At 65.4% G+C, this 15517-nt stretch carries 14 protein-coding genes; 4 read left to right on the top strand and 10 right to left on the bottom strand.

Translation table 11 applies throughout. The features are described from left to right. Nucleotides 1–35: 35 nt before the first annotated feature. The 3 genes from U5A52_RS10135 to U5A52_RS10145 form a co-directional block, all read right to left on the bottom strand. Nucleotides 36–1172, bottom strand: coding sequence for a porin (locus U5A52_RS10135; RefSeq protein WP_321908043.1), 1137 nt, complete (start codon nt 1170–1172; stop codon nt 36–38). A 96-nt stretch (nt 1173–1268) separates the two neighbouring features. After that, entirely contained in the window at nt 1269–2309 is a 1041-nt protein-coding gene (locus tag U5A52_RS10140) for an ABC transporter substrate-binding protein (RefSeq protein ID WP_321934668.1), read from the bottom strand. An 81-nt stretch (nt 2310–2390) separates the two neighbouring features. Further along, nucleotides 2391–3530 carry a mandelate racemase/muconate lactonizing enzyme family protein gene (locus U5A52_RS10145; RefSeq protein ID WP_321934669.1) on the bottom strand — a complete coding sequence of 380 codons (1140 nt, stop codon included), beginning with the start codon at nt 3528–3530 and terminating at the stop codon, nt 2391–2393. A gap of 250 nt (nt 3531–3780) precedes the next feature. Here U5A52_RS10145 and U5A52_RS10150 point away from each other — a divergent pair, with 250 nt between their 5' ends. After that, entirely contained in the window at nt 3781–5229 is a 1449-nt protein-coding gene (locus tag U5A52_RS10150) for a PLP-dependent aminotransferase family protein (protein WP_321908035.1), read from the top strand. Nucleotides 5230–5256: 27 nt separating this feature from the next. On the opposite strand, the gene U5A52_RS10155 is transcribed toward U5A52_RS10150, so the two are convergent. Further along, a complete protein-coding gene (locus tag U5A52_RS10155; RefSeq protein WP_321934670.1) occupies nt 5257–6183 on the bottom strand; it encodes a carbon-nitrogen hydrolase family protein in 927 nt (308 codons plus the stop codon). Between the two features lie 83 nt (nt 6184–6266). Here U5A52_RS10155 and U5A52_RS10160 point away from each other — a divergent pair, with 83 nt between their 5' ends. Together U5A52_RS10160 and U5A52_RS10165 are read left to right on the top strand one after the other, a co-directional pair. Beyond that, a complete protein-coding gene (locus U5A52_RS10160; RefSeq protein WP_321908031.1) occupies nt 6267–7178 on the top strand; it encodes a LysR family transcriptional regulator in 912 nt (303 codons plus the stop codon). Nucleotides 7179–7286: 108 nt separating this feature from the next. Next, nucleotides 7287–8390 (top strand): aromatic ring-hydroxylating dioxygenase subunit alpha, encoded by a 1104-nt coding sequence (locus U5A52_RS10165; RefSeq protein WP_321934671.1) that lies wholly within the window; start codon nt 7287–7289, stop codon nt 8388–8390. 10 nt (nt 8391–8400) lie between these two features. On the opposite strand, the gene U5A52_RS10170 is transcribed toward U5A52_RS10165, so the two are convergent. The 4 genes from U5A52_RS10170 to U5A52_RS10185 all read right to left on the bottom strand — a co-directional run bounded on the left by U5A52_RS10170 (nt 8401) and on the right by U5A52_RS10185 (nt 11347). Next, nucleotides 8401–8808, bottom strand: coding sequence for a DUF1801 domain-containing protein (locus U5A52_RS10170; RefSeq protein WP_321908027.1), 408 nt, complete (start codon nt 8806–8808; stop codon nt 8401–8403). 69 nt (nt 8809–8877) lie between these two features. Beyond that, a complete protein-coding gene (locus U5A52_RS10175; protein ID WP_321934672.1) occupies nt 8878–10296 on the bottom strand; it encodes a CHASE2 domain-containing protein in 1419 nt (472 codons plus the stop codon). An 83-nt stretch (nt 10297–10379) separates the two neighbouring features. Next, complete coding sequence (locus U5A52_RS10180) at nt 10380–10985, bottom strand: OmpA family protein (protein WP_321908571.1); 606 nt, start codon at nt 10983–10985, stop codon at nt 10380–10382. Nucleotides 10986–10990: 5 nt separating this feature from the next. Continuing rightward, nucleotides 10991–11347: a FecR domain-containing protein gene (locus U5A52_RS10185; protein ID WP_321934673.1), complete on the bottom strand. Its 357-nt coding sequence runs from the start codon at nt 11345–11347 to the stop codon at nt 10991–10993. Between the two features lie 303 nt (nt 11348–11650). On the opposite strand from U5A52_RS10185, the gene U5A52_RS10190 reads away from it, so the two are divergent. Beyond that, entirely contained in the window at nt 11651–12919 is a 1269-nt protein-coding gene (locus U5A52_RS10190; protein WP_321934674.1) for an MFS transporter, read from the top strand. A gap of 99 nt (nt 12920–13018) precedes the next feature. On the opposite strand, the gene U5A52_RS10195 is transcribed toward U5A52_RS10190, so the two are convergent. Then, a complete protein-coding gene (locus tag U5A52_RS10195) occupies nt 13019–14326 on the bottom strand; it encodes an MFS transporter (protein WP_321934675.1) in 1308 nt (435 codons plus the stop codon). 89 nt (nt 14327–14415) lie between these two features. Beyond that, nucleotides 14416–15498 (bottom strand): tartrate dehydrogenase, encoded by a 1083-nt coding sequence (locus U5A52_RS10200; protein ID WP_321908022.1) that lies wholly within the window; start codon nt 15496–15498, stop codon nt 14416–14418. Between the last annotated feature and the right edge of the window lie 19 nt (nt 15499–15517).

The following is a 15517-nucleotide window of genomic DNA, read 5'->3' on the forward strand; positions in this document are numbered from 1 at the left end:
GCGTATTGACATTGATAAGGACTACGTCAAGAACGTTAGAACGCGTGCGTGATACCCACGCGGGCGACGGCCTGGTTGTCGGTGCCCGAGGGGTTGAAGCCCGTGATCTGCGCGTTTTCCGCCGAGCCCGCCGCATGCTGGTACACGCCCATCGCATAGAGCGACGTGCGCTTCGAGAGCGCGTACTGGCCGATGAGGTTGACCTGGTGATACTTCGGCGAGTTGTCGGTGGCGTGGTCCTGGCCCACCGTGTAGGTATAGCCCGCGCCCACCGTGAAGGCGGGCGTCACGGCGTAGGTGCCGGCCACTTCGAAGTTCTGGAAGTGCAGGTCGCCGCTGCCGGTGGCCGAGGAGAAGTCCACGTTCGAGTAGTTCGTCATCAGCTTGAGGCTGCCGATCACGTATGACGCACCGGCCGAGAGAATGCCCTGGTAGCGCGCGTTGGCGAGAGCGTCGCCGAACACCGAATTCACGAAGCTGCCGCCGCTGCCATAACCGGCCACCGCCGTGATCGGGTTGTTCACGCGCAGGTAGCCCACGCCCGCACTGAACGAGCCGAGCGTGTAGGCTGCCGCCGCGCTATACGAGGCGTTGTTCGAGAACTGGCCCGCCTGGCCGCCAAACGAGTAGTGGCCTTCGAACTGGAAGCCGGCGAGCACGGGGCTCACGTATTTCACGGCGTTGTTGACAGGGAAGCCGTTGTCCAGGTTGTCCATGTCGTTCGGGTGGGCGAAATACCAGCCGCCGTAGTTGCCGTTGAGCGAATACGGTTCGATCAGGTCGACGGTGGCGTCCCATTGCTTGCCGAAGGTGATCTGGCCATATTGATCCGACTTGAAGCCGACATAGGCATTACGCGAAAACGCGAGACCGCCGCCAAGTCCGCCCGTCGCAGCGTTGAAACCGCTTTCGAGCCGGAAGATCGCGGCGTAGCCGCCGCCCAGGTCTTCGGTGCCGCGCAGACCCCAGCGGCTGCCTGCGGGCACGCCGCTTTGCATCTGCACGAGCTTGCTGCCCGTGCCCGGCACGAGCTGGCCGTTCGCCCCGTTCGCCACATTGCTGGCGTAGTCCACGCCGAGGTCGATGAGGCCGTACAGCGTCACGCTGCTTTGCGCGTGCGCGCCTGCTGCGGCGAGCGCCAGCGGCAGCGCCGCGAGAATCTTCTTCTTCAATCAAGTCTCCTTATCATGGAGCCGCGTAACGCGGCTCGGCATTCTGGTTGGTATCAGGCTTGTATCGCGCTGGTATCGCGCGGTATCGGATTCGTATTACGCGCCAAGCGACTTCTGCACCTTCGCCGCGACATCAGCAGGCACCCAGGTCTTCCACATTTCAGGGTGCTGCTTGAGGAACTTGAGCGCTTCGTCCTGCGCATCGACCTTGTGCTCGGTCATGTCGAGGATCGTCGTGTTCAGGAAGTCGATAGGGAAGCTCACCTTCGAGAAGAAGGTCATCACGTCGGGCTCCGCCTGATAGAACGGTGTCGAAACGCCGATCTTCAACTGCGAGACCAGATACGACGAGGCGCATTGCTGCGCGCTGTTGGCGTCGCGCAGCGTCTTCCAGCAGGCTTCGTTGAACGGCGGCATTTTGAGCTGAACGAACTTGTACTTCGCCATCAGCGCGGCCGGCTCCCAGTAGTAGGTGAGAATCGGCTTGCCGCGCGCGTAGGCCGAGGAGATGGCCGCATCGAGCGCCGCGCCCGTGCCGGGGCGGAAGTTCGTGTAGGTGTCGTCGAGCTTGAGCAGCTTGAGCAAGCGCGTATTCACGCGTTCGCAATCCCAGCCCGAGGGGCAGTTGAGAAAGCGGCCGCGATCGGGTTCCTCGTCATCCACGAAAAGGCCCTTGTATTTGGGCAGATCGCTCACGGACTGAAGGTCGGGCGCGCTGGCCTTGATGCCGCGCTTCGCGTCGCCGTGCACCACGTAGTCGGGCACGTACCAGCCTTCCTTCGTGCCGCCCGGCAGCGTGTCGCCCACGAGCTTGACCGAGCCCGCCTTGACCGCGCCCGCGATGATCTCCGAACGTCCCGTCCATTGCTCGGCCCAGATCTGCAGGTCGTTGCGCGAAAGCGCCGTTTCGGTGGCCGCGGTGCTGCCGGGCACGCTGTCGGTCTGGCAGCTATAGCCGTTCTTGAGGATGTAGCGCAGCACTTCGCTCGTGAAGTTGCCGCTTTCCCACGTGATGCCCGCGAAGCGCACGGGTTTGCCGCTGCTGCACCAGGTGCCGGCGGCGTGCGCCGGCAAGGCGGCGATGGCGAGCGGCGCCGCAAGGCAGGCCGCGCGCAGGAGGGACGTCAAGCGTTTCATTGCATGTCTCCGTTTTATTGAAATGTTTCGGAATGCTTCATATAGAGGATGGCATCGCCTTCATGCCATGCCCGTTGTGCTTCAGTCGTACCGGCTGTCGTGTGCGCGTGTGGCGGCGAGCATGGCTTCGTCGAGTTCGATGCCAAGGCCCGGCGCATCGCTCAGCTCGATCCAGCCGTTCGCGTCGATGTCGATCACGTGCTTGATCGGAAAGTCGCGCCGCGCAGGCGTCCATTCGGGCGGGTCGTACGGAAACTCGACGAACGGCGCGTGCGCCGCGCCCGCCACGATATGCAGGTTCGCGGCGAGGCCAATGCCGTTGCCCCACGTGTGCGGCGTGAACACCTTGCCGTGCGCTTCGATCTGTGCCGCGAGCCGCCGCGCGCCTTCCATGCCGAGCGTGCAGACGACATCGGGCTGATAGACGTCCAGACAGTCGTGTGCAAGGAGCGCCGCGAATTCGTGCGCGTCGCGCGTCATCTCGCCGCCTGCGATGCGTATGCCGAGTCCTGCCGTTTGTTTGCGTAACTGCGCGTGGCCCGCGTAGTCGCCGCGATGCAGCGGCTCTTCCACCCAGTACACGCGATACTTTTCGATCTGCCGGATCACGGCGAGTGCTTCGTCGGCGCGCCACGGCGCCTGGGTGTCCCAGGGCATGCGCCAGCCCTGGTTGCAATCCACCATGAGTTCGATCGCGTCGCCAGCGGCTTCGCGCACGGCGGCGAGCGCGGCAATATCGTCGGCGAGCGTGGCGCGGCCGAAGCGCACCTTGAGCGCCGGGAAGCCGCGCGCGACGGCATGCTCGGCCCACTGCGCCATGCCTTCGAGTGTGCGATGCACGCCCGAGGACGCATACGCCCGCACCCGCTTCGAACGGCCGCCGGCCATCTGCCAGCAAGGCTCGCCGCGAATCTTGCCGGCGAGGTCCCAGAGCGCGACGTCAAGCGGCCAAAGGCGGCCTGCGTGGAAGCTGAGGTTGTCGAGCACCGCCGAGTGGCGCGCCAGATCGAGCGGATCTGTGCCGATAAAGAGATCGCGGTAGTCGTCGAAGCCATACATGGCGTCGCCGGAACCGATGCCCACGCGGCCTTCGTCGTCCTCCACGCGCACGATCGTCGCGGGGAAGGCGCGCCGCGGGCGGCTGTCCCACGAGGCGGGGAACGGCGGGTCGAGCGGCAGCCGGTGCTGGCTCACGGTGATGCGGGCGATGCGGTTCGTCATGGCGCGTGGGGCGCCGCCCGGTGGCGCGCAACATTGCGTAACTTACGTATGAAGATACGCACGCAGTGCGCCGTGGGGCGGGCATTGTCTCCTTGGCCTTGTCAGGCGTTACGGCATCCTAGAGGGTCAATTCCACGCACTCAATGAAGTCAATTGAAGTAAATGACAGCCTTCATTTCCGCGAATTGGGCGCGATAATGGCGCAGCCGCCGCGCCGTGCCGCGGCGTGCTTTTCTCCTTCGGGAAAACCATGAACGGCTGGATGCCCACGCTCTCGCGCAGCAGCGAACCCAAGTACCGCGCAATCGCTCACGCCTACGCGCAGGCCATTCATGGCGGCCAGATGCTGCCCGGAGAAAAGCTGCCTGCGCACCGGCTGCTCGCGAAGAAGCTCAATGTCACGACTGGCACGGTGAGCCGCGCGTATGCGGAGCTGGAGCGCGGCGGGATGGTGGTGGCGCGCGTGGGCGACGGCACCTACGTGGCCGAGCCCGACGCCGACGGCGTGCGTATGCAGGACCGCACGCGCCCCGCACCCGAATCCACCGAGCGGGCTGCGGCGACCACGCCGGGTGCACCGGGCGCTTATGCACCGGGGCGCTTGATCGATCTCGGCCAGAACGTGCCGATGCCGACCGACGAAGCCTTCCTGCTGACGCAGACCCTGCGCGAACTGGCCGCCGACGAGCGGCTGGCGGGCGAGCTGCTGCTGTACCAGCCCGAAGGCGGCCGCCGCTCGCACCGCGAGGCGGGGGCGCGCTGGCTCGCGCGCATGGGCTGCACGGTGGCCGCCGAGCGCGTGCTGGTCACGCAGGGCGCGCAGCACGGACTTGCCTGTGTGTTGCGCGCAGTGCTGCGTCCAGGCGACACGATTTTCGCCGAGGCCTTGAGCTATCCCGGCATCGTCGCGCTCGCGCGGCAGCTGCGGCTCAATCTCGTCGGCATCGAAATCGACGAGGAAGGCATCGTGCCCGCGGCGCTCGAGCGCGCGTGCGGCCTGCTCGCGCCGCGCGCGCTTTTTTGCGTGCCGACGCTGCACAACCCGACCACGGCCACGCTTTCCGAAGCGCGCCGCGCGATGATCGCCGAGATCGCCGTGCGCCATCACCTCGTCGTGATCGAGGATCTCGTGCCAGCCGCCCTGCTCGACGCCCCGCCCACGCCGCTCGCGGCGCGCCTGCCCGAGCATGGCATCGTGATCAGCAGTCTTTCGAAGGCGGTCGCGCCGGGCCTGCGCATTGGCTATGTGCAGGCGCCGCAGGACTGGGTCGGCAAGATTCTCGCGGTGATACGCAGCGATTGCTGGATGACGTCGCCGCTCGCCGCGGAGATTGCGGCGCGCTGGATCGTCGATGGCGAGATCGATCGCCTCGTCGCGCAGCAGCGCGCGCAGGTGGACGTGCGCCACGCGATCGCCGCCGAGGTGCTGGCGGACTGGACGTATCGCACCGACCCCGCAAGCCCGCATCTCTGGCTGCCGCTCGCCGAGCCGTGGCGTGCCGCCGAATTCTCGGCGGCGCTGCGTCAGGCCGGCGTGCTTGCGAAAACAGCGGACAGCTTCGTGATCGGGCGCGGCTCTGCACCGCACGCGGTGCGCTTGAGTCTGGGCGGCGCGCGCAGCCACGAGGCGCTGCGCGAGGGGCTGGAGTTGCTGGCGCGCACGCTGCGCAACGGGCCGGAAGGGTTGTATTCGGCGTGACGTCGCGCGGCGTAACGTTACGCGCGCTCACTCGGCGATAAACGAGACCGTACGCTTGCGCCGCTCATCGACCGAAAGCGAGAACACATCGGGCCGCGCATAGTGGCCCACCACATCGAAATCGTAGCGGGCGCGCGTGAGTTCTTCGGTGTCGATCTCAGCGACGATAAGGCCGGTTTCGCCGCGCAACGGCCCGGCCAGCACATCGCCAAGCGGCCCGACAATCAAGCTGCCGCCATTGATGAGCGGCCGGTTCTCGTCCCAGCCCGGCACCTCGACGCCGAGCGCCGCGGGCGAGGGCTGCACCTGGCATGCGCTGATCACGAAGCAGCGCCCTTCGTGCGCGATATGGCGCATGGAGCACTGCCAGATGTCGCGCTCGTCCACGGTGGGTGCGCACCAGATCTGCACGCCTTTCGCGTACATCGCCGTGCGCAACAGCGGCATGTGGTTTTCCCAGCAGATCGCGGCGCCCGCTACGCCGGATTCCGTGCGAACGGTCGGCAGCGTCGAGCCGTCGCCTTGCCCCCAGATGAGCCGTTCGGTGCCGGTGGGCATGAGCTTGCGGTGCTTCGCCACGAGCCCCTCACCCGGATTGAAGAACAGCGCGGTGCAATAGAGCGTGCTGCCATCGCGCTCGACCACGCCGAGCACGAGCGACGCGCCGCAACGCGTGGAAAGCTCGGCGAGCGCTTCGGTTTCCGCGCCCGGCACGTCGATCGCATTCTCGTAATAGCGCGCGAATGCCTCGCGGCCTTCGGGCAGGCGGTAGCCAAGGCGCGTGCCGAATATTTCGCCCTTCGGGTAACCGCCGAGCAACGCCTCGGGCATGACCACGAGCTTCGCGCCCGAGGCGCGGATCTGCGCTTCGAACGAGAGAATCTGTTCCAGCGTTTGCGCTTTGCCGGCGGCGGATGAACCGATCTGCAGCGCGGCGACTTTCGACTTGGCCATGATGGCGTGCTCCCAGGGGTTTGGACAGCTCACATCTTTCCACGGCGATAAAATCGCGAGAACGTATATCGATACTATGTGATATGAACCAGTTTGATATCGCAGGCGTGGACCTGAATCTGCTGAAGATCTTCGAGGCGCTGTTCGAGGAGGGCGGGGCAAGCCGCGCCGCGATACGCCTCGACATGACGCAGTCCGCCGTGAGCGCCGCGCTCAGGCGCTTGCGCGCGCTCTATGCGGACACGCTCTTCGTGCGTACCGGGCGCGGGCTCGCGCCGACCTCGCGCGCGCAGGAACTCAAGCCTGTGATTAGCGAGGCGCTCGACCGTTGCCGCCATAGCCTTGCGATTGCCTCGCCCGACGCGACCACGTTTCATGGGCGCGCGGTGTCGATCGGGCTTTCCGACGACTTCGAGGTGGCCATTGGCCGGCGCATCATCGAAACGCTCGAAGCGAGCGCGCCGGGCCTGCGCATCATCTTTCGTCAGACGCACAGCCAGATCGTCGCCGACGCGCTCGCGAATCAGGACATGGATCTCGCCGTCGCGGCGGGCGGCTTCGCTTCGCGCGGGCTGAGCCACCGGGTGCTCGGCGAGGGCAGCTATGCGTGCCTCGTGGACGACGCTCCCCGCACCCCACGGCGCCTGACGCTTGCCGACTACGTGTCGAGAGGGCACATCCTGGTGTCGTCGGGCGGCGTGGTCGGGATCGTCGACGAAGGGCTCGCCGCGCGCGGCCTGAAGCGCAATGTCGTGGCCTCCACGACGCATTTCGCCGCGTTGCCTTTCCTGCTCAAGGGCACGCGCAGCGTCGCCACGATTCCGCGCCACGCGGCCGAAGCGATCGCGCGCGTGACGGGCCTGAAACTGCTTGCTTGCCCGATCGATCTGCCGCGCTATCCGGTGGAACTCGGGTGGCGCAACAGCTCGCTGCGCGACGCTGCCGTCGTCAAGGTTCAGGCCGCCATCATCGCGTGCTTTCCGGCTAAACACTGATCGACACCCAGGCGGCATTCGCGTTGAATGATCGGGCACGAGATTTGCCTCCAGCCAGTCTCTTAACGGAACGACGATAACAACGGACTCGACAAGGAGATTCTCCGCATGCGCGCAGTGCCTTTGCCAGATGGTTATACGATCGAGTCACATATGCAGGAACCGCGCGACTTGCGCCGGGTGCCCATTCATCCCGACTACTGGTATCCGCTTGCCTGGTCGCGCGAACTCAAGCCTGGCAAGACGCTGGGTACGCATTTCGCCGGCGAGCCCATTGTGCTCTTTCGCACCGCGTCAGGCGCGGTGTACGCGCTCGAAGACCGCTGCGCGCATCGGCAGGTGCCGCTACATGCGGGGGTGGTGGACGGCGAGTCGCTTCGTTGCGGCTACCACGGCTGGACCTACGATTGTTCGGGCCAATGCGTGGACGTGCCGTACCTCGGCAGGGAGCGCTTGCCCAACGGCGTGCGCGCCTATCCGTGCCGCGAGGCGCACGGCATGATCTTCGTCTTTCCCGGCAATGCCACGCTCGCCGAAGCGCATCCGCTGCCCGTGCTGGATTCGGTCACGAACAAGGCCTACAAGACGCGCCGCTTCGGCCAGGAAGTGAAGTGCCACTACTCGTTCATGCACGAGAATCTGATGGACATGAACCACCAGTTTCTCCACCGCCGCCAGATGGGCCAGATGCGGGCGCGTTCGCTCGGCCGGCGGCGCGGCGAGAAGTCCATCGAAGTGGATTACACGTTCGCGCGCATGGCGGGCAAGCAGCCCGCGGGCGAGGCGCTCGTGTTCGGCGCGAGCAAGAACCGCGCGGACCCGAGCGATCAGAGCGTGATGACCGTTCGCACGGAATATCCGTATCAAACGCTGAAGATCCGGTCGGGCGACGAGTCGCTCCTCATGGACCTGTGGATCGTGTATGTGCCGCTCGACGCGCAGCAGCGCACGAACCGGACCTTCGGACTCCTTTCGGTGAAGCGTCCCGCCGTGCCGTTCCTGCTCGACGCGGCGTGGCCGCTGCTGGTCTGGTTCACGGAGCGCATCTTCAAGGAAGACCGCACGATCGTGGAACTCGAACAGGCGGCGCACGACAACCAGGGCGCCGACTGGAATCACGAAGTCTTTCCCGTCATCAACGAATTGCGCGACCTGCTGCGCGAATGCGGCGAGCGCACCGTGATTCCCATTCGCGAGGTGAGCGAAGTGTGAGGCGCTCGCGTCAGGCGGTTTTGCTGGCGCGCGGCTTCGCGGGCGCTTTTTTCTTCGCCTTGCCCTGGTTGAATTCGATTGCCGCGCGAATGAGCGCCTTCAGCGCGCGCTTGTCGACCTTGTCGCCTTCGAGATAGTCGATGGCGCGCCGCGCGTTGCCCTCGAGCCCGGCGTTGAAGAGCTTGCTCGGGTCGGGCAGGCTCGCGCCGTACAGGAACGTGAGCTTGACCTTGCCTTTGTGCGCATTGCCCACGGCGATCATGCCGTCCCGATACCACACGGGGCTGCCCATGTATTTCCATTCCTCGACGATCGCCGGGTCGGCTTCGAGAATCGCCTCGCGCATGGCGGTGAAGGTGTCGCGGCGCCAGTCGGTGAGGTCCGCGATTAGCTGGTCAATACGTTCCGATGGGGTCATTCGCGCTCCGTGCCTTGCATGGCTTCCCGTTGCCGGGCGATCAGGACCGTAATGTAGCACTCGGCAACCTCAGCTGACGTGCGCGCGGCCGGAGCTGGACGGGATTTGCGCTTCGGGCTCCATGAGGGAGATCGTGAAGAAGCTGCCCATGACAGCGGAAAGAATGATGAAGATCGATGCGGCATCGACAAGGAAGCCGAAATACCGGAACACGAGGAAGCAAACCGAAAGCGTCAACACGTTAAGCGTAACGCCAATGATGGCCGAAGCCTTCGGCACGGTGCGCATGAAGACGGCGAGGCGCGAATCGTTGCGCGGCACATACCAGATGAAGAACAGCCCGACCACGAGGATGAAAGCGCTCTCGCACCAGATCAGCCAGGCCGGGCGCTGCAGGAAACGGCCCTCGAAGATCGTCTCGATCACTTGCGCCTGAATTTCGATGCCGGGCACCAGCTCGCCTAGCGCCGTCGTGCGCATGTCGGTCAGGCCCGTGCCGGTCAGGCCCGTGCCGGTGAGGCCGACGAGAATCAGCTTGTTGCGGATGCGGTTCGCGTCGATCTTGCCTTGCAGCACGTCGCGTGCGGAAACATAGCGCTGCTGCGTGCGCGCAATCGAGGCGAAATGCAGCCAGATATCGCCGTCGGGTTGCGTGGGCACCCGCACATCCGCCACGCCCACGGCGCGCACGCCGGATGGGCCCGCGAACACCTCGATGGCGGGCGAGCCGGTGGCCACGCGCAGCATTTCAATGGGCAGGCTCGGCACGAGCTTGTCGCCAAGACCCAGCACGAGCGGAATGCGCCGCACCGTGCCCTGCTCCTGCGCGACGTTGAGCATGGCCTGGCCGTGGGCCGCGCCTTGCAGTTCGGGCAGGCTTGCGAGCACGTAATTGAAGCGGTGAACGCTCGCGAGCGCGTCCGGGCCGTGCACGAGCACGGGGGCGCTCAGCATGTCGGTGCGCGTGGTGGAGGTCGCGTAGTCGAACGCGGCCGCACCGAGAATGGAAGGCGACGCGCGCAACGCGGTCTCTAGAATGCGCTCGTGGCTGGGCAGCGCGCGCAGTTGCGTGGCGAGCGCGACCTCGGAAGCGGGCAGGTTGTCGGCCACGATGCCCGGCGAGGTTTGGTCGGGTTCGGGCATGTAGATATCAAGGCCGATCGCCAGCGGTTTGCCCGCCTCGATCGCATCGACGAGGCCGGCGAGGCGGTTGCGCGGCCAGGGCCATTGACCGAAGGCTTCGAGCGTCTTGTCGTCGATCTCGACGATGGTCACCGGCTGCGCGGCGGGCACACGCGGAAAGCGGCGCTGATAGTGGTCGAAAAGAAGCTGGCGCGCCGAACCGAAGGTATCGGGCAACACATTGTCGAGTGTGTCGAGGAAGGCGGGGCGTACCACGTCGCCGGGCCATTCGCTGCACAGGTTGATGAACAAAAGCGTCACGAGCACCGCGAGCGCCCAAGGGCGCCCTTTGCGCGCCCGCATCATGCGTCTCAAGAATGCGATGCATGCGTTGCGGTAGCGTTTCATGGGGATGGGGGCTGACGATGAGCGCCGCGCATCGATACGGATTACTGAACGGTGATGACCGCGCGCCGGTTTGCCTGGTTGGGCACGCCGTCTGCAGTGTGGACGAGTGGCTCGCGTTTGCCCCGGCCGGCAATTTCGATCTGCTGCGCGGGTATGCCGGACTTGACCAGAAACGACGCTACGCTTTGCGCCCTGCGCATGGAGAGCTGGTCGTTGAACGCCTGCGAGCCCGCCATGTCGGTATGGCCGACCACCGTGAGGTGAGGGGCCGGCCACGTTGCCAGCACCTTCTTCAACTCGGCAACCGTGGCCGCGGACTCGGGTGCAAGTTGCGTGGCGGAGTCGAAAACGAAGTTGATCGTGAACGTGCGGGGCCGTGGCGGCTGGGCGGCCAGCAGATCGCCGTACTGCGCCTCCACGGCGGCCTTGTTATCGGCGGTTTCCGCGATGGCGCCGCCTTTCGAAACATCGGCGCGGGTGTAGGCCTTGTCGATGACTTGCGTCTTGCTGCCGCTATGCACGATCACGTTGCCGACGCTGCCGTCCGGATTCGGCAGCAGCGTGATCTTGTCGGGCGTGCTGCATGCAAAGAGGCACAAGCACAGCGTAAGGGCCATGTATCGCGCAAGCCAGTGCCCGGCGTTCATTGTCTTCAATGACCGTTCTCCCCGCTTCCCCCTACCTCGATGATGAATTCGGTGCCCCGCACGCCGAGCGTGGTGGTGGGCGTGCTGTAGCGCACGGCTTCCGGATTGGCCTTCGCGAGCTTGCCGTCGACCACGGCGAGCGAGCCGCGCTTGATGCTCACGTCGAGCGCACCGTCGTAGGTGGTGGTGTTGAATGCGAACTTGTTGAGGTCGAGAACGGAATTGGCGCCCTCGGTCAGCAGTGTGTTGTCGCGCAGCGTGATCCCAACGGCGGATGCGGGGCCGGTCGTGACACGGTCGCTCGCGAACACCTCGCTGCCGACCGCCACGCTGACCGGTTGGCTTGCGCGCTCGATTTGCACCGAGCCTTTGATCGTCTTGACTATGCCAATTGCATCGGCTGCGTGCGCGTCGAATGCTGGCGGGCACCCGCAGGCGAGAAGCAAGGCATATTGGATGGCTTGGCTGCGCACTGGCGATACCGTTTGGAGAAACGAACGTGAGGGATAGCGCCGGGCCTCTCGGGCACCTGGCGAGCATAGCGATCGAGCGCGGCCCGTTCCGTGCGCTAGCGTACATAGTGCAATCGCGCTGAAGGTGCGCCAGAATCGGCAAATCGGGTCCGGCGCGCGCCCGACGAACAGCGCGCCCCGGCACTCACATCCATGCCGACACCGACCCACGCGAGACCGCACGGACTGGACCGACCGCATGCCGCAGCGCAGACATGGGCGCTCGCGGTGGCGCAACTCGTTTCGTGGGGGACGATCTACTACGCGTTCTCGCTTTTCGTCGTGCCCATGGAAAGCGCGTTGGGCTGGAGCCGCACGGCGACGAACGCCGCGCTCTCAACAGGTTTGCTGGTCTCGGGGTTCGCGGCCTACCCGGTCGGCACCCTGATCGACCGCGGCTATGGGCGGCGCGTCATGGCGGGCGGTACGCTGCTTGCATCGTCGATGCTCGTGCTGTGGGCGCAGGCGCGCAGTCTGCCGACGCTCTTTGCCGTGTGGTGCGGGTTGGGCGTAGCCATTGCGGCGACGCTCTACGACCCGGTGTTTGCGGTCGTGACGCGCGACTTCCCGCGCAGCTATGCAAGGAGAATCACGCTCATCACGCTTGTGGCGGGTTTCGCGAGCACGGTGTTCATTCCGCTCACGCAAGGCTTGATCGTCGCGTTCGGCTGGCGGGGCGCGTTGCTCGCGCTTGCGCTCGTCAATCTGCTTGTCTGCTTGCCGGTGCACGTATTTGCGATTCATCGCGGCGAGCCGGATGCGGACACCGCGACGCAGCAACGCGCCCGCGAAGTGAGCCGCACCTCGACGCGCAACGCCTTGCGCTCGCCCGTATTCTGGGCGCTGGCCGTTTGCTTCACGGCGTATTACTCCACCTTCGTCGCGCTCACCTTCCATCTGATCCCGTTGATGCACGAGCGTGACGTTGCGGGCGCAACGGTCATTGTCACCATGGCGGCGATCGGGCCGGCACAGGTGCTTGCGCGGGTCCTGTGGTTCGCCGTCGGCAGGCGCGCGCCACCGGGGCGTGTCGCCGTCGTGGTGACGACTGCGTTCCCGTGCTCCGTCGTGATCCTGATGGGTGCGGGAAAGTCCGCTGCGTGGTTGATGCTGTTCGCCATCGTCTACGGCGGCGCCAACGGCATGATGACGATCCTGCGCGGGACGATCGTGCAGACGCTGCTGGGAACCGAAGGCTACGGCGCGGTGAGCGGCCTGCTCTCGATGCCTGCAAACATCGCCAAAGGCATTGCGCCTATCGCGGGCGCAGCGATCTGGGCGATACGCGGCAGCTACGTACCGGTGGAGTGGGCCGTGCTGATCGTCTCGTTGATATCGATGGCGGCTTGTGTGGTTGCGGTGCGCATGGCCACGCCCCGCGTCGCCGATACAGAATCTGGCGCGTCGGGTCGACCGAGATAACGCGCGCCGCCACTAATGCCAACCCTGTTATCGGCTTATCGCGCTCGCGCGGAGCATGGCAGCATGCGCCTGTATTGCCACAAGCTCCGCGCGGCCCCTTCAGTGATCGTGCCTCACCTGCGCCATGACCGGCTGGCTTGCCTTGCGGCTCAGCATCAACGTGACCACCGCGGAAAGCGCGAGCGTCGCGCCAACGACGTACAAGCCCGCGGCATAACCCCCCGTCTGAGTTTTCAGCCAGCCAATCACGGCGGGCCCCACGAAGCCGCCGAGATTGCCGATCGAATTGATCATGGCGATCCCCGCCGCTGCTCCAGCGCCAGAGAGAAACATGCTGGGCATGGCCCAGAGCGGCGCCTTCGCGGCGCTGATGCCGATATTGACCACCACGAGCGCCAGCACGATCATCAGCGCGGTGCTGGCTTGCCCCGCGAAGATGAAGCCCACGCAAGCGAGCACGCAAGGGACGACGACGTGCCAGGTGCGCTCCGCCGTGCGGTCGGAGTGCCGCGCCCACAGAATCATCGCTACGACCGCCACGATGCTCGGAATGGCATTGAGCAGTCCGGTTTCGAGCGCACTGAAACCATATTGCCGGATGATGAGCGGCGCCCACAGCCCCAGCGTGTAAAGGCCTGCCGATGTGCCGAAGTAGATCAGCGCGAGCGCCAGCACGCGCGGGTCGCGCAGGGCGCTCAGCGCGCCTGCCGTGTGGCCGGTGTGGTTCTCTCTCTCGCGCGCTTCCTCGGCGAGCTTCGCCATCAGCCAGTCGCGTTCTTGCGGCTTCAGCCAGCGCGCTTTGGCAGGCGCATCGGTGAGAACCTTCAGGACCACGAAACCCAGCAGCACGGCGGGAATTGCTTCGATCACGTAGAGCAGTTGCCAGTTGGCGAGCCCGAACGTGCGCGGCAATTGCATGAGCGCGCCTGAAATGGGCGAGCCGAGCGCAGTCGAGATCGGCGCGGCTGCCATGAACCATGCCGCGGCTGCCGCGCGTTGCTTGCCCGGAAACCAGAGGCTGAGATAGAGAATGATGCCGGGGAAGAAGCCCGCTTCCGCCACGCCCAGCAGAAAGCGCAGTACATAGAAGCTCGTGGGCCCGGTCACGAAAGCGGAGGCCGCCGAGACGATGCCCCACGTGACCATGACGCGCGCGATCCAGATGCGCGCGCCCACGCGGTGCAAGATCAGGTTCGAAGGCACTTCGAACAGAAAGTAGCCGATGAAGAAGAGCCCGCCGCCGAGACCAAACGCCGTGGGCGAAAGGCCGATCGCCTTATTCATCGTCATTGCCGCGAAGCCCACGTTGACCCGGTCGAGAAAGCTCACGAAGTAGAGCAGCATGACGAACGGGATGATGCGCCACATGAGTTTGCGCGTGACAATTGCTTCGGTATCCGAATTCATGTGTCTCCTCCTTGGAGGGTTGACGGAGGCGTGCGGGTATTTTTTGTGTTACGCCCCCGTGTCTGCTTGATTTGACGGCGCGGTAGCGCTCAGGCAGCGACGGCCGCCTTCTCGACGAGTTCGCACACCGCGGCCGTGACCTGTGCGGTGGTCGCCTTGCCGCCAAGGTCGCCGGTGTGCAGCGCGGGGTTGGCCGTCACGGTCTCGATAGCCTGCATCACATGAGCGGCGGCTTCGGTTTCGCCGAGGTGTTCGAGCAGCATCACGACCGACCAGAACGTGCCGATCGGATTGGCGAGCCCCTTGCCCATGATGTCGAAGGCGGAGCCGTGGATTGGCTCGAACATCGACGGGTAGCGGCGCTCGGGATCGATGTTGCCCGTAGGCGCAATGCCCAGGCTGCCCGCGAGCGCGGCGGCGAGGTCGCTGAGAATGTCGGCGTGCAGGTTGGTTGCGACGATCGTGTCGAGCGAGGCGGGACGGTTGACCATGCGCGCCGTGGCGGCGTCCACCAGCTCCTTGTCCCACTTCACGTCCGGGAATTCCTTCGAGACTTGCTGCGCAATCTCGTCCCACATGACCATGGCGTGGCGCTGCGCGTTGCTCTTGGTGATGACCGTGAGCAGCTTGCGGGGGCGCGACTGCGCGAGCCGGAACGCAAAACGCAGGATGCGTTCGACGCCAGCGCGCGTGAGGATCGAGACATCGGTTGCAGCTTCGAGCGGATGGCCCTGGTGCACGCGGCCGCCCACGCCCGAGTATTCGCCTTCGGAGTTTTCGCGCACGATCACCCAGTTGAGGTCCTCGGGCTTGCAGCGCTTCAAAGGCGCGTCGATGCCGGGCAGGATGCGCGTGGGGCGCACGTTCGCATATTGGTCGAAGCCCTGGCAGATCTTCAGGCGCAGGCCCCACAGTGTGATGTGATCGGGTACGTCGGGGTCGCCCGCGGAGCCGAACAGAATCGCGTCCTTGTTGCGAATGGCGTCGAGGCCATCAGCGGGCATCATCACGCCGTGCTGGCGGTAATAGTCGGCGCCCCAGTCGAAGTTCTCGAACTCGAACGCGAAGCGCTGCGTGGTTTTCGCAAGCGCTTCCAGCACCTCCTTGCCTGCGGGCACGACTTCCTTGCCAATGCCGTCGCCGGGAATGGTTGCGATGCGATAGGTCTTCATGTCTCGTTCCTTTGGAATG

Origin of the sequence: Paraburkholderia sp. J8-2, assembly GCF_905220195.1 — a bacterium.
Classification (GTDB): domain Bacteria; phylum Pseudomonadota; class Gammaproteobacteria; order Burkholderiales; family Burkholderiaceae; genus Paraburkholderia.